Source organism: Streptosporangium sp. H13245, assembly GCF_055690525.1.
Map to the genome: position 1 here is coordinate 522,915 of NZ_JBSZKT010000001.1, position 13,949 is coordinate 536,863.

The window sequence follows — 13,949 nt, forward strand, 5'->3', positions numbered from 1 at the left end:
GTCGGCCGATCCGGAAACATCGACCCCCATCCGGATCGTTACGGTAGAGGACTACCTCTGCTCGAAAGGATGATCGTGTCCACTCCGGACCCGTGGAGTACCTGCCCGTGCGAACGCACGGGCACCACTGAACCGACCGGGAGAGCCGCCCGGTGAACACGGCTTTGGGCCTTCTGTCCATCCTCCTCCTCACCCTCGCCACCGGTTACTTCGTCGCCCAGGAGTTCGCCTTCGTCGCGGCGGACCGCGGCGTGCTGCGCGAGCAGGCCGACTCCGGCGACGCGGCCGCGGCACGGGCGCTGGAGGTGACGGGACGCCTGTCGTTCATGCTGTCCGGCGCGCAGCTCGGCATCACCGTGACCGCCCTGCTCGTCGGTTTCATCTCGGAACCCGCCATCGCCACGGTCGTACGCCCCTGGCTGGAGGCCGCGGGAGTGCCGAGGGGGGCCGTTCCGGGCATCGCCGTGGCGCTGGCCGTCGCGACCGCCACCGTCATCCAGATGGTCCTCGGCGAGCTGGCTCCCAAGAACCTCGGCATCGCCCGTCCCGAGCCCGTGGCGAAGTTCCTCGCCCGCTCGACGATGATCTACCTGCGGATCGCCGGGCCGGTCATCCGGCTGTTCGACTCCGCCGCCACCGGCCTGCTGCGCAAGGTCGGCGTGGAGCCCGTGGAGGAGATCGAGCACGGCGCCAGCCCCGAGGAGCTGTCCCGGATCATCTCCGAGTCCGCCACGGCGGGTGACCTGCCGCCGAGGCTGTCGGAGCTGCTGGGGCGCGCCCTGGAGTTCGGCGACCGCACCGCGGAGGACGTCATGGTGCCGCGCCCCCGCGTGGTGCTGCTGAGGGACGACCGGCCGATCTCCGACCTGGTCGAGGCCGTCCGCAGGCACGGCCACTCCCGCTACCCGGTGCTCTGCAACCAGAACGGCGACGACGTGGTCGGCGTCACCGGCGTCCGCGAGCTGCTCAGGTCGGGACTGACCGGCGGCACGCTGGAGGAGATCACCCGCCCCGCGCTCCTGGTGCCCACCTCGTCGCCGCTGCCCCTCGTCCTGGAGCGCATGCGGACCGCCCGTGACGACCTGGCGTGCGTCATCGACGAGTACGGCGGCCTGGCCGGCGTGGTCACCATCGAGGACCTCGCCGAGGAGCTCGTCGGCGAGCTCATCGACGAGAACGACCCGGAGCCCGCGGGGGTCGTCGTGGGCGAGGAGGGCACCTGGGACCTGCCGGGCACGCTCCGGCTGGACGAGATCGAGCGGGCCATCGGGCTGCAGCTCCCCGAGAGCGACGACTACGACACCGTCGCGGGCCTCGTGCTCGCCACCCTCGGCCGGATGGCCGAGCCCGGTGACCAGGTGACGGTCACGCTGACGTCGCGGAACGACCCCCTGGAGAACGACGGCGCCGACGAGAAGGAGGCGGTGCTCACGGTGCTCTCCGTGCACCGCAGGGTCCCCGAGTGGGTGCGGCTGTCGCTCAACGCGCCGCGGGACACCGATCCCGGGGACGCCCCGGAGACGAGAACCGAGGAAGAGGACGAACCGGCGATGACCGCGCCGCGGATGATCGAGCGTGGCCCCGAGATGCCCATGATCGAGCGGAGCGAGGCGAGGCGGCGATGAGCACCACCTCCGCCCTGCTGCTCGGTGTGGCCCTGCTGATCGGCAACGCGTTCTTCGTCGCCGCCGAGTTCGCGGTGATCTCGGCCCGCAGACACCGCCTGGAGGAGATGGCGGGCAGGGGAGGCCGGTTGACCCGGCTCGCCGCCCGCGCCGCCGTGCGCGGCGGCAGGGAGCTCTCCCTGATGCTGGCCGGGGCCCAGCTGGGCATCACGCTGTGCTCGCTCGGCCTGGGCATGGTGACGGAACCGGCCATCGAACACCTGCTGGAACCGGTGTTCGGCGCGGTCGGCCTGCCCGAGTCGCTGCGGGTCCCCATCTCGCTCGTGATCGCGCTGGCGCTCGTCACCTTCCTGCACATGGTGATCGGCGAGATGGCTCCCAAGTCGTGGGCGCTGACCCACCCGGAGACCGCGGCGATGGGGCTGGCCCTGCCGTTCCGCGGCTTCACCTGGCTCGTGCGGCCGGTGCTCGCCTCGCTCAACGGCCTGACGAACGCGATCCTGAGGCTGTTCGGGGTGGATCCCAAGGACGAGCTGGCCACCACCAGGACCCCGGTCCAGCTGGCGATGCTGGTCGGCGAGTCGGGCCGGATGGGCCTGCTCGACCGCGACGAGCACGACCTGCTCACCCGGGCCCTGCGGGTCCACCAGCAGCCGGTGGAGCGGCTGATGCTGCCCCTGGAGAAGACCACCTCGGTGCCCGCCGACGCGACGAGCGAGCAGATGCGCCAGGTCGCCGCGCGCGACGGGCACCTGCGCATGCTGGTCACCTCGGGCAGGCCGGGCGACGTCCTGGGCGTGGTGCACGTCAGGGACATCCTCGTCCGGCCGGAGGCGAGCCCCGCCGAGCTGGCCCGCCCGGTGCCGCGCCTGGACAAGGCCACCACGATCCCCGACGCGGTCTCCACGCTCCAGGACGCCCACGCGCACCTGGGCCTGGTCACCGACGGCGGCGGCGAGGTGGTCGGCATGGTGAGCCTCACGGACCTGCTCGGCGAGATCCTGGACGTACGGGTGCTCGCGACCCGCTAGCGGTCCCCGCGCTCCCTCCGGCCGCGCGCCCTCGGGCCGCGAGGCCGGAGGGCCGGTCGCGGGGCGCGGGAAACCGGTGGGAGCCGGTGAGATTGATCGCGTGATCGGCGGGAAGACGACACGGGCCGGGGAAAGATTCTTTCCCCGGCTCGTTTTCTCTGTCAGCGTAATCCGGCGTCGACAAACCCCTGCAAGCCATCCGAAAGTGATCAGCAAGCGCGATCGGGTAGAACCGGGAGGCATGTCATAGCGGGCCAAAAACCACAAGACCCATGCGTAACCCCTGAGACTTCTCTATAACGGAGCGAGCGACTACCTTGATCGATGATCGACTCGGCCCGGCACGAGACCTTACGGATGGCTCAGATGAATACGTGGTTTCCCAGGAAGCGACAAAACCCCGGTCGCGATGTTCGCGTAACCGGGGTGATGATCTTGTGGGCGAGGAGGGATTTGAACCCTCACGTCCTTTCGGACACACGGACCTGAACCGTGCGCGTCTGCCGTTCCGCCACCCGCCCTTGTTGGGTGCGGTCGAAACATTAGCACGAATCAGCCGGTACCCATGAACCCGGATACGATCCTCCTAGATGCGAAAGCGGAGCAGCTGGGTGCGAGAGAGCGAGGAACGAGCCAACGAGCCCCCAAGCGGCCGCGACCACATAGACGGAGGAGGGGAGGTACCCGGTGGGAGTCCTTCAGCGTTTCGAGCGGAGGCTCGAAGGCTTGGTTGAAGGGGCCTTTGCGCGGGCGTTCAAATCTGACCTTCAGCCGGTAGAGGTCGCCAGTGCGGTCCAACGGGAGATGGACGAGCGGGCGGCGATCGTCGCCCAGGGACGCACTCTCGTGCCCAACGACTTCGTGGTCGAGCTGTCCACGACCGACAACGAGCGGCTGGAGGTCTACTCCGACAGCATCAGCCACGAGCTGGCCAACCTCGCCAGGGAGTACGCCAAGGAACAGGGCTACTCCTTCGTGGGGCCGGTCAGGGTCCGCTTCGAGACGGCCGACGACCTCGCGGTCGGCCTGTTCCGCATTCGCTCGGGCGTGATCCGCGGCGCGACGGTCGAGCAGGACGAGATCCGCCAGCCGGTGAGCGACGTGCCCGCCGCGAAGTCCCACGCCTTCGGAGGCCGCCCCCGCCTGCTGGTGTCCACCCAGGACGACCCGCAGGGCCAGCGGTCCTTCGACCTGACAACCCCGGTGACCCTGCTCGGCAGGGGCACCGACTGTGATCTGCGGCTGGTCGACCCGGGTGTGTCCCGGCACCACGCCGAGCTGCGAGTGGAGGGTCCCCTGGTCGCGCTCGTCGACCTCGGCTCCACGAACGGCACCTTCGTCAACGGCCAGCCGGTTCGCCGGGTCGAGCTCCAGAACGGCACTCGCGTGACGCTGGGGCGAACGACTCTGGTTTTCCGGCGCGATTAAAGGTAAACAGACGGTCCATGTCCGAGCTCACGCTGCTGCTGATCCGGCTCGCCTTCCTCGCGGTGCTGTGGTTCTTCGTGATTGCCGCGGTCGGTGTGATCCGGACAGACTTGTTCGGATCACGCACGGCCGCCGCCGTCCCCGCGCGCAAGGCCCCCAAGCCGGTGAAGGCCCCGGCCAAATCCAAGAAGGGGGAACCACGGGAGATGGTCGTCACCGGTGGCCCCCTCCAAGGCACCACCATTACCCTCTCGGAGACGCCCATCACCATCGGCCGGGCGAACGACGCGACGCTGGTAGTCAGCGACGACTACGCCTCCAGCCGGCACGCCCGGCTCTTCCCCCAGGACGGTCAGTGGATCGTGGAAGATCTCGGCTCGACCAACGGCACGTATCTCGACCGCTCCAAAGTCACCCGTCCGACTCCGGTGCCGCTCGGTGTTCCGATCCGCATTGGTAAGACCGTCATCGAATTGCGCAAATGACCATCGCACTCCGTTACGCCGCCCGCTCCGACGTCGGCCTCCTCCGCGAAGGCAACGAGGACTCCGCCTACGCCAGCGGCCGCCTGCTCGCCGTCGCGGACGGCATGGGCGGCCACGCACACGGCGAGGTGGCCAGCTCGGTCGCCATCGCCGCGATGTCCTCACTCGACGCGGACGCCCAGGGAGGTGACCTGCTCAGCGCCATCGAGGCAGCGGTACGCGACGCCAACCGCAAACTGCACGAGATGGTGGGCCGCGATCCCAGCCTCAAGGGCATGGGCACCACCCTCACCGCCATGCTCTGGTCGGGGACCAGGGTCGCCCTGGTCCACGTCGGCGACTCGCGGGCCTACCTGCTGCGCGCCGGGGAGCTCTACCAGATCACGCACGACCACACCCTCGTGCAGTCACTGGTGGACGACGGCCGGATCACCCAGGACGAGGCCGCCACCCACCCCCAGCGGTCGATCCTGTTGCGGGCACTCGACGGCAGCGGCGAGGTCGACCCCGACCTGTCCCTGCGCGAGGCCCAGATCGGCGACCGCTACCTGCTCTGCTCCGACGGCCTGTCCGGGGTGGTGAGCGCGGAGACCCTGCACCACACGCTCTCCACGATCGAAGACCCGGACGGCGTGGTCCGCACCCTCATCGACCTGGCCAACCGGGGCGGTGGTCCCGACAACATCACCTGCGTCCTCGCCGACGTGCTGGAGGTGGACGAGACCTACGTGCCACGTACCGACGCGGCCGTGGTCGGCGCCGCCGGTTCCAGCATGCCGAGGTCACAGCCGCCGGACACCCCGGCGGGCCGCGCCAGCGCGGTCACCATGCCGCAACCCGTCATCTCCGACGACGACGACGTCGACGAGCCGATCATCAGGGCCGCGGCCCGACCGGCCAAACGCCGCCGCCTGTGGCCGCTTCTGGTCGTGGCGGGCGGCGTCGTCGTCATCGGGGGCGGCTTAGGCTGGTATTTCGGCGGGCAGTGGCTGGAGGACCAGTACTTCGTGGGTGCCAAGGGCAACGAGATCGTGGTCTTCCAGGGCGTGAAGACCAACCTCGGCCCCTTCGAGCTCTTCGACGTCGCCAAGAGCACCGCGGAATCGATCACCACCCTCGGCGCGTTCCAGCAGGGCCAGGTCCGCGACGGCATCCCCGTCCCCACCGTCGAGGCGGGCCTGAAGAAGATCGAAGAGCTGAAGACGTCCGCGGCCAAATCCGACGACCGGAAGGACGAACCGACCGCGTCCCCGAGCGCCTCCGCGTCCTCCGCGCCCGCCAGGGCTCCCGAACCCACAAGGTCACAGTAGACACATGAGCACCCCTAGCGCCGAGCCGGTCCCGCTCCCCGCCAAACGGCGGGTGGCCCAGTTGGCGATGCTCGCATTCGCGGTCGCCATCGTGATGCTGGCTTACGCCAACGTGGGGTTGGCCCTCGACAACCAGATCCCCGCGGGAATGGTCACCTACGGCCTCGGCCTGGGCGGCCTCATGCTCGCCGCCTACCTGGTGCTGGCGAAGTTCGCGCCGTGGGCCGATCCGCTGATCCTGCCGCTGGTGACGCTGGTCAACGGCATCGGGTTGGTGATCATCTATCGCCTTGAGGCGTCCGGCATGCCCGGGGCCTCGGCCACCAACCAGCTGCTGTGGACCGCCGTCGGGGTCGTGATGTTCTCGGTGACGCTGATCGTGCTGCGCGACCACCGCGCGCTGCAGCGTCTGACCTACACCATGGGCGCCGTCGGCCTGGTCCTGCTGGTCTCGCCGCTGCTGCCGTTCATCGGCCAGGAGATCAACGGCGCCCGCATCTGGATCGGCATCGGCGGCTTCACCCTCCAGCCCGCGGAGTTCACCAAGCTCGCCCTGGTCATCTTCTTCGCCGGTTACCTGGTCGCGAAGCGCGACGTGCTCGCCCTGGCCGGGCGGCGGCTGCTCTTCATCGACCTGCCCCGGGCCCGCGACCTGGGCCCGGTGCTCATCACGTGGGGCCTCAGCCTGGGCGTGCTGATCCTGCAGAAGGACCTCGGCTCCTCGCTGCTGATCTTCGGTACGTTCATCGCGATGCTCTACATCGCCACCCAGCGCACCTCGTGGGTGCTCATCGGCATCCTGCTCTTCGTCGGTGGAGCGGTCCTGGCGGGGCTGCTCTTCGACCACGTCGCGGCCCGTTTCGAGGTCTTCCTCGACCCGGAGAACCAGGCGCTGTACGACCGTGAGTTCGGCGGCAGCTTCCAGCTCATGCAGGGTCTGTTCGGCATGGGGCAGGGCGGCGTGCTCGGCACCGGGCTCGGCCAGGGACATCCCGACCTGATCCCGCTGGCCTTCTCCGACTTCATCTTCACCGCCGCGGGCGAGGAGCTCGGCCTGACCGGGCTGATGGCCCTGCTGATGGTCTACGCCCTGCTGGTGGAGCGCGGCCTGCGCACCTCGATCGCGGCCCGCGAGCCGTTCTCCAAGCTGCTGGCGGGCGGCCTGTCGTTCATCCTCGCCTGGCAGGTCTTCATCATCGTGGGCGGCGTGACCAACCTGATCCCGCTGACCGGCCTGGTCACCCCGTTCATGTCCCAGGGCGGATCGGCGCTGCTGGCCAACTGGATCCTCATCGCGCTGCTGGTACGCATGTCCGATACGGCGAGGAAGCCTCCGCCCCAGGCCATCCAGGACGAAGGAATGACGCAGGTGTTCCAGCGATGAACGGTCCTCTCAAGCGCGCCGCCCTTGCCTGCCTGCTCATGTTCGGCCTACTTATGATCAATGTGAACTACCTGCAGGCCGTGCGGGCGGAGGAGCTGCGCGACGACTCGCGCAACACCCGCAACTTCTTCGCGCGGTACGAGGTCGAGCGCGGCCGGATCACCGCGGGCGACAAGGTCCTCGCCGAGTCGATAGACACCGGCGACCCCGAGTTCCGCTTCCAGCGGCGCTACCCCGAGGGCAAGGTCTACGCGCCCATCACCGGGTTCTTCGCGCCCGAGAGCGAGCGCGACATCGAGCGGGCCGAGAACAGCCTCCTCGACGGGTCGAGCGCCGACCTGCTGATCCGGCGCAGCATCGACCTGTTCACCGCCAAGCAGACCAAGGGCGCCAACGTCGACCTGACGATCAACCCCCGGGCGCAGGAGGCGGCGTACAGGGCTCTGGGCGAGAGCGGCAAGAAGGGCGCGCTGGTCGCGATCGAGCCGAAGACCGGGGCGATCCTCGCCATGGTCTCGATCCCCACCTACGACCCCAACCCGCTGTCCAAGCCCAGCAAGGAAGAGGTCAACAAGGCCTACAACAAGCTGGACAAGGACGAGGACAAGCCACTGCTCAACCGGGCCATCGAGCGCACCTACCCGCCGGGCTCGACCTTCAAGGTGGTCACCACCGCCGCGTACCTGGAGAGCGACGACACCGTGGGCCCGGAGACCCAGGTCGACGCCCCGCAGCGGCTCGACCTGCCCAACACCACCGCCGACCTGCCCAACTACGGCGGCGCGGCGTGCGGCGCCGGGCGCGTGACGCTGTCGTTCGCGCTGGAGAAGTCCTGCAACACCCCGTTCGGCAAGATCGCGATGGATCTGGGCTACGACGCGCTGCGCGAGCAGGCGCTCAAGTTCGGCATCGGCGGCGACCCGATCGAGATCCCGCTGCCGGTCTGGGGCAGCAGCATCGGCCCCGAGGAGGACCAGGCGGCCCTCGCCCAGGCCTCGATCGGCCAGCGCAGCAACCAGATGACCCCGCTGCAGATGGCCATGATCGCCGCCGGTATCGCCAACAACGGCGTGGTCATGAAGCCGTACCTGGTGAACAAGATCGCGGATGCCGAGGGTGGCGAGGTCGAGAGCGCCGACCCCGACGAGCTGGACACCGCGATGAGCGAGGACAGCGCGCGCAAGCTCCAGGAGATGATGGTCAACGTCGTCAACAAGGGCACGGCGAGCGCGGCGCAGATCCCGGGGGTGACGGTCGGCGGCAAGACAGGCACCGCCGAGACCTCCGAGGGCCGCGACCCGCACGCGTGGTTCATCTCCTTCGCCCCCGCGGAGGACCCCAAGGTCGCCGTCGCGCTGATCGTCGAGTCCGGGAGCGCCGGTAGCGACGCCTCCGGTGGTCAGACCGCCGCCCCGATCGCCAAGAGCGTGATGGAAGCGGTGCTGGGTAGATGACCGCCGCGTTGCTCGGGGGCCGGTACCGCCCGCTGGGGCGGATCGCGTCGGGCGGCATGGGTGAGGTGTGGCGGGCCAAGGACGAGCTCCTCGGCCGCGAGGTCGCCGTGAAGCTGCTGCGCCCGCACGTGGCGGAGGATCCGGCCTTTCGCCTGCGGTTCCGCTCCGAGGCGCGCATCGCGGCCGGGCTGTCCGATCCCGGTATCGCGCAGGTCTTCGACTACGGCGAGGGTGACGGCGTCGCCTACCTGGTGATGGAGCTGGTGCCCGGACAGTCCCTGGCGGGCATCCTGGCCCGCGACGGCGCCCTGAGCCCGGAGATCACCCTCGACGTGGTCCGCCAGACCGCGATGGGCCTGCACGCCGCGCACCGCGCGGGGATCATCCACAGGGACATCAAGCCCGGGAACCTCCTGGTGACCGAGGCGGGCGTGATAAAGATCACAGACTTCGGCATCGCGAGGGCGCTGGAGGCCGTGCCGGTCACCCAGACGGGCATCCTGATGGGCACCGCGCAGTACGTCAGCCCCGAGCAGGCGTCGGGTCACCCGCTGACGCCCGCCACCGACATCTACTCGCTCGGGGTGGTCGCCTACGAGTGCCTGACCGGGCAGGCGCCGTTCCGCGCCGAGACACAGGTCGCGATCGCCCTCATGCACATCGGCGAGCCCCCGCCGCCGCTGCCACCGAATATCCCGCCCGCGGTCCGCGACCTGGTCATGGCGTGCCTGGCCAAGGACCCGCTGCGGCGCCCGGCCGGTGCCAGGGAGCTGTCGGAGCGGGCGGACATGCTGCTCGACGCGCTGACCGCCACCGGTGCCACCGGGCTCGGCATGCTGACCGATCCCGTGGGCTGGCGCGCGGAACCCGCGAGCGAGTGGCCCCAGGAGGTCACCTCCGCCCTGGCCGTCCCGCTCCGGCCCGAGTCCGGCCCGGGTTCGGGTGCGGGTGCGGGCTCCGGAGCGGGCGCGGGTTCGGGGTCGAGTTCCGGCGAGGGTTCCGGCGGGGGGCCGGGGTCCGGTCACGGCACGGGCGCCGGTGCGGGCGCGACCCCGCCGGGCGCCACCCCGGTACGCACCGGACGCCGCGGCCTGCGCAGGACGACGGTGATCGTCGCCACGGTCGCGGGGTGCGCCGCCGCGGTCGGGCTGGGCACCCTGGCGGTCCGCGAGCTGGCGAACCAGCCCGGTGACAGCGAGCCGGGAGAGCCGGTCGTACGGTCGAGCCCGGCCACCACGTCACCGACGGCCCGGCCGACCAGAAGCAAGCCGCCGACGAGCAGACCCCCGGTCTCGCCGACGAAGTCGGGCCGCCCCTCGGTCACGCCGTCGGCTACGGTAAGCACATCGGTCACGCCCACCGCAAGGCCGAGTACGTCGCCACCGCCCAGCCCCAGCCCGACGACTCCCACCCCGACACCAACCACCCCGACGGTGACACCGAGCCTCACGCCGAGCACAACTCCTGAACCCGGCGACACAGACCCGCCGAATGAGGAGACGTGATGCGGCAACGGGTCGATGATGGACACCGGTGGCCCAAGAGCTCACCGGCACCCAAGATGAACGGTAAGGGACAGTGCAGGAAATGACTCAGCCCCGACGCCTCGGCGATCGCTACGAGCTTGACGGCGTTGTCGGGCGTGGCGGCATGGCCGAGGTCTATCGCGCCCGAGACATCCGGCTGGATCGGATCGTCGCCATCAAGACCCTCCGCGCGGACCTGGCCAGGGACCACATCTTCCAGGCGCGCTTCCGCAGGGAGGCGCAGTCCGCCGCGTCGCTGAACCACCCGTCCATCGTCGCGGTCTACGACACCGGCGAGGACGTCTCCGAGGGTGCGCCGGTGCCCTACATCGTGATGGAGTACGTCGACGGCCGCACGCTGCGCGACCTGCTCCGGGCCGACCGGCGGCTGCTGCCCGAACGCGCCGCCGAGCTGGTCGACGGGATCCTGCGGGCGCTGGACTACAGCCACCGCGGCGGCATCGTCCACCGCGACATCAAGCCCGCGAACATCATGATCACTCGCAACGGCGACGTGAAGGTCATGGACTTCGGCATCGCCCGCGCGATGGCCGACTCGGCCGCGACCATGACGCAGACCGCCCAGGTGATCGGAACCGCCCAGTACCTCTCGCCGGAGCAGGCCAGGGGCGAGCGGGTCGACGCCCGCAGCGACCTCTACTCCACCGGCTGCGTGCTGTACGAGCTGCTGACCGGGCAGCCGCCGTTCACCGGTGACTCCCCCGTCGCGATCGCCTACCAGCACGTGCGCGAGGAGCCGATCCCGCCGTCGCAGATCGACCGCGACATCCCGCCGTGGGCCGACGCCATCGTGCTCAAGGCGATGGCCAAGGACCCCGCGCACCGCTACCAGAGCGCCGGGGACATGCGGGCCGACATCCAGCGGGCGATGTCCGGCATCCCGACGGACGCCCAGACGATGGCTCTGAGCACCAACAACAACTACGGCCCGGCCACCCGGACGATGCAGGCTCCCGGCCCCGGCGGCCCGGCCACCCAGCGCACCACCGCCGTCCCGGCGTACGAGTACGGCGAGGAGGGCGGCGGGCGCAGCGGCGGAGGCGGGCGGCGCCGTCAGCCGAGCGGCGGGAACACCGCGGTCAAGACCGCGGCGTGGATCCTCATCCCGCTGCTGGTCATCGGGGCCTTCATCGGCGTCGGCTACATGTTCCTCAGCTCGCCGGGCACCCCCACCACCTCGGACAAGGTGACGATCCCGGCGCTGGCCTCGCAGACCGAGGAGGCGGCGACCAAGACGCTGACCGACCTCGGGCTGAAGGTGAAGAAGGTCCAGGCGTACGACGAGGAGATCCCGAAGGGGTCGGTGATCGAGACCGATCCCGCGGCCGACACCGAGGTCGCGAAGAACGCCGAGATCACCCTCAGGATCTCCAGGGGCGTCGAGAAGGTCGAGGTGCCCCCGGTGCTCAACATGACCGCGGACGACGCCAAGAAGGCCCTTGAGGATGCCGGTTTCAAGGTCAGCCTGCAGACCAAGGCCTCCAGCCGCAAGCAGGGGATCGTCTTCGAGAGCGCGCCCGAGGCGGGCGCGAAGGCCAACAAGGGCAGCACCGTCCGGATCTACGTCCCCAAGGAGGCGGTGGAGGTCCCGGGCGTGGCGAACCTCACGGTCGGGGACGCCAAGAACGCGCTCAAGGAGGCGGGCTTCAAGTGGAAGATCTCCCTGCAGCCGAGTGACCTGCCCAAGGACACCGTGCTGAGCCAGTCTCCCGAGGCGGGTGGCAAGTATCCCCCGGGGACGACGATCACGCTGGTCGTGTCGAGCGGGGCGCCGCCCGAGCCGACCGAGCAGCCGACCTTCCCCGAGGAGCAGCCGACCGTTCCCGATGAGCAGCCGCAGGAGACCTTCCCCGAGGAGACCGACGACGGCACGATCTTCAATGAGGCGCCCGGCGACGGGACCTGACCTGAGCACCTGACGAAGGCCCTCGCGACCACGCGGGGGCCTTCCTCGTTTCCGGGGACGCCCGCGCCGTACGGCCTGTACGGCCCGCGCGGCGTCGTCACGCGGTTTCCCGTCGAGAGACCCGGCGGGCGGGAGGCCCGGAATCTCCGGAAAACGGGAAGACCCGGAACCTCTGGCAGGCGGGGAGGTCCGGAAACGGGGAAGAGCCCTTCCGCCACTCGGGGGCGATGGCGGAAGGACTCTCACTGGTCAATCGCCCAGGACGGGCCCCGCGTTACAACAATCTTTCGAGCCAGTTTCCGAGCAGCCGGTGACCGTGTTCCGAGATCACCGATTCGGGGTGGAACTGCACGCCCTCGACGGGGGCCGTACGGTGGCGCAGGCCCATGATCACGCCGTCCCCGGTGGTCGCGGTGACCTTGAGGATCCCGGGGACCGTTCCGGGCAGGACCGCCAGCGAGTGGTAGCGCGTCATGGTCACCGGTGACGGCAGGCCGGCGAAGACGCCCTGCCCGTCGTGCTCGATCGCGCTGGTACGGCCGTGCACGAGTTCGGGTGCCCGCCCCACGGTCGCCCCGTGGGCGATGGCGATGGCCTGGTGCCCCAGGCAGACGCCGAGCAGGGGGATGCCGTGGGCCTCGCAGTGGCCGACGAGCGGGACGCTCACCCCCGCGTCCTCCGGGGTGCCGGGGCCGGGGCTGATCAGGACCCCGTCGAAGCCCCGGGTGTCCTCGACCGCGACCCGGTCGCGCGGGCGAACGTCACAGGTGGCGCCGAGCTCGCGGAGGTACTGGACGATGGTGTGGACGAAGCTGTCGTGGTTGTCGACGACGAGGACACGGCTCATCGGCCCACGACGGCCGGGTCGAGGGAGATGCGGGGTTCGATCCAGGGGAACACGACGTACCAGAGTACGGCGACGCCCAGCCCGGCCAGCACCAGGGCGGTGAACAGCCTGGTCGCGAGGTTTCCGGGAAGCATCCGCCAGATCCAGCCGTACACGGGAGCCTTCCTATCGATCGAGGTGGTTCTCACGCCTTTCCAGCTCACCGGAGACGATGAGCCGCTGGGCGGCCGAGTACTCCGGGTGGCAGGTGGACAGGGTGATCAGTGCTCTGACCGGCTCGCGGCCCGGCCGTCCGGGGACCGGGGCGACGACGCCGATCTCGGTGGGGTCGACGACGCGCTTGCCGGTGACGCGGTAGGTGTAGCGGGCCTCGCGGGTGTCGACCAGGATGTGATCGCCCCGGCGGAGCTCGTCGATGCGGTTGAAGGGAGCGGCATAGGTCGTCCGATGACCCGAAAGTACGAAATTACCGATTTTTCCTGGCATGGCGGTGCCGGGGTAGTGCCCCGGGCCCATCCGCAGCCGATCCCGGTCGACCCCCTCCACGACGGCGTACCGATAGTCGTCACCGAGCCTGGGGATCGTCAGCATCGCCACCGCCCCGCCCAGCCGGACCGGCCCTTCCTGCCGATCTCCGGCCCTCCCGTCCGGCGGGATCTCCTCCAGGAGCTCCCTCCGCAGTAGCGTCTGCTGCCCGGCGGTGTAGGAGCCGGTGCCCCACATCAGGTAGGCGCAGAAGAGAAGGACGACCAGCCCCGCGGTGAGGCTCAGGTCGCCCAGAACCCTCAGCGCCGCTCTCATGGGGGCAGGGTAGTGACGTAAAAGGCCTTCGCGGCGGGCCGGAACACGGGCCCGGCATAACATTTGCCACAGGATGGTGCCCCGCGGAATCGCCACGGTCCACCTGCGCCGACTATCCTTACACGGAACTT

The 13,949-nt window shown here is 69.9% G+C and carries 12 protein-coding genes and 1 tRNA gene; 9 read left to right on the forward strand and 4 right to left on the reverse strand.

All coding sequences use genetic code 11. The features are described 5' to 3' along the window. Positions 1-152 precede the first annotated feature (152 nt). On the forward strand, positions 153-1,625 hold the full coding sequence (locus ACW9TB_RS02515) for a hemolysin family protein (protein WP_472746252.1): 1,473 nt from the start codon (positions 153-155) through the stop codon (positions 1,623-1,625). Further along, on the forward strand, positions 1,622-2,656 hold the full coding sequence (locus ACW9TB_RS02520; protein ID WP_472746253.1) for a hemolysin family protein: 1,035 nt from the start codon (positions 1,622-1,624) through the stop codon (positions 2,654-2,656). The genes ACW9TB_RS02515 and ACW9TB_RS02520 overlap by 4 nt, the downstream gene beginning before the upstream one ends. 438 nt (positions 2,657-3,094) lie before the next feature. On the opposite strand, the gene ACW9TB_RS02525 is transcribed toward ACW9TB_RS02520, so the two are convergent. Further along, positions 3,095-3,177 (reverse strand) — tRNA-Leu (locus ACW9TB_RS02525). Between the two features lie 166 nt (positions 3,178-3,343). Here ACW9TB_RS02525 and ACW9TB_RS02530 point away from each other — a divergent pair. From ACW9TB_RS02530 to pknB, 7 genes are all read left to right on the forward strand, one after another. Then, the gene (locus ACW9TB_RS02530) at positions 3,344-4,084 is read left to right on the forward strand and encodes a DUF3662 and FHA domain-containing protein (protein WP_329088344.1); all 741 of its coding nucleotides are present in this window, start codon (positions 3,344-3,346) and stop codon (positions 4,082-4,084) included. 17 nt (positions 4,085-4,101) lie between these two features. Next, entirely contained in the window at positions 4,102-4,569 is a 468-nt protein-coding gene (locus ACW9TB_RS02535; protein WP_344748567.1) for an FHA domain-containing protein FhaB/FipA, read from the forward strand. Beyond that, positions 4,566-5,879 (forward strand): PP2C family protein-serine/threonine phosphatase, encoded by a 1,314-nt coding sequence (locus tag ACW9TB_RS02540; RefSeq protein ID WP_472746254.1) that lies wholly within the window; start codon positions 4,566-4,568, stop codon positions 5,877-5,879. The genes ACW9TB_RS02535 and ACW9TB_RS02540 overlap by 4 nt, the downstream gene beginning before the upstream one ends. Before the next feature lie 4 nt (positions 5,880-5,883). Further along, on the forward strand, positions 5,884-7,263 hold the full coding sequence (locus ACW9TB_RS02545) for an FtsW/RodA/SpoVE family cell cycle protein (protein WP_472746255.1): 1,380 nt from the start codon (positions 5,884-5,886) through the stop codon (positions 7,261-7,263). After that, positions 7,260-8,717, forward strand: coding sequence for a peptidoglycan D,D-transpeptidase FtsI family protein (locus tag ACW9TB_RS02550; RefSeq protein WP_472746256.1), 1,458 nt, complete (start codon positions 7,260-7,262; stop codon positions 8,715-8,717). Before ACW9TB_RS02545 ends, ACW9TB_RS02550 begins: the two co-directional genes overlap by 4 nt. Next, positions 8,714-10,222, forward strand: a complete 1,509-nt coding sequence (locus ACW9TB_RS02555) for a protein kinase domain-containing protein (protein WP_472746257.1) — start codon at positions 8,714-8,716, stop codon at positions 10,220-10,222. Before ACW9TB_RS02550 ends, ACW9TB_RS02555 begins: the two co-directional genes overlap by 4 nt. An 82-nt stretch (positions 10,223-10,304) precedes the next feature. Next, positions 10,305-12,170 (forward strand): Stk1 family PASTA domain-containing Ser/Thr kinase, encoded by a 1,866-nt coding sequence (gene pknB / locus ACW9TB_RS02560; protein WP_472746258.1) that lies wholly within the window; start codon positions 10,305-10,307, stop codon positions 12,168-12,170. Between the two features lie 274 nt (positions 12,171-12,444). Here the strand turns inward: pknB and ACW9TB_RS02565 are convergent, their stop codons facing one another. Genes ACW9TB_RS02565 through ACW9TB_RS02575 form a run of 3 tightly spaced genes read right to left on the reverse strand, consistent with a single transcriptional unit; the run spans position 12,445 to position 13,818 of the window. Continuing rightward, entirely contained in the window at positions 12,445-13,017 is a 573-nt protein-coding gene (locus ACW9TB_RS02565) for an anthranilate synthase component II (RefSeq protein ID WP_472746259.1), read from the reverse strand. Then, the gene (locus ACW9TB_RS02570; protein ID WP_472746260.1) at positions 13,014-13,172 is read right to left on the reverse strand and encodes a hypothetical protein; all 159 of its coding nucleotides are present in this window, start codon (positions 13,170-13,172) and stop codon (positions 13,014-13,016) included. Before ACW9TB_RS02570 ends, ACW9TB_RS02565 begins: the two co-directional genes overlap by 4 nt. A gap of 10 nt (positions 13,173-13,182) precedes the next feature. Then, on the reverse strand, positions 13,183-13,818 hold the full coding sequence (locus tag ACW9TB_RS02575) for a class E sortase (RefSeq protein ID WP_472746261.1): 636 nt from the start codon (positions 13,816-13,818) through the stop codon (positions 13,183-13,185). Positions 13,819-13,949: the final 131 nt, after the last annotated feature.

Bases quoted from the DNA above. Each gene is read 5' to 3' on its own strand.
- ACW9TB_RS02555 (WP_472746257.1), top strand. From the start codon at position 8,714: ATGACCGCCGCGTTGCTCGGGGGCCGGTACCGCCCGCTGGGGCGGATC.
- ACW9TB_RS02545 (WP_472746255.1), top strand. From the start codon at position 5,884: ATGAGCACCCCTAGCGCCGAGCCGGTCCCGCTCCCCGCCAAACGGCGG.
- ACW9TB_RS02540 (WP_472746254.1), top strand. From the start codon at position 4,566: ATGACCATCGCACTCCGTTACGCCGCCCGCTCCGACGTCGGCCTCCTC.
- ACW9TB_RS02565 (WP_472746259.1), bottom strand. From the start codon at position 13,017: ATGAGCCGTGTCCTCGTCGTCGACAACCACGACAGCTTCGTCCACACC.
- ACW9TB_RS02550 (WP_472746256.1), top strand. From the start codon at position 7,260: ATGAACGGTCCTCTCAAGCGCGCCGCCCTTGCCTGCCTGCTCATGTTC.
- ACW9TB_RS02575 (WP_472746261.1), bottom strand. From the start codon at position 13,818: ATGAGAGCGGCGCTGAGGGTTCTGGGCGACCTGAGCCTCACCGCGGGG.
- ACW9TB_RS02535 (WP_344748567.1), top strand. From the start codon at position 4,102: ATGTCCGAGCTCACGCTGCTGCTGATCCGGCTCGCCTTCCTCGCGGTG.
- ACW9TB_RS02520 (WP_472746253.1), top strand. From the start codon at position 1,622: ATGAGCACCACCTCCGCCCTGCTGCTCGGTGTGGCCCTGCTGATCGGC.
- pknB (WP_472746258.1), top strand. From the start codon at position 10,305: ATGACTCAGCCCCGACGCCTCGGCGATCGCTACGAGCTTGACGGCGTT.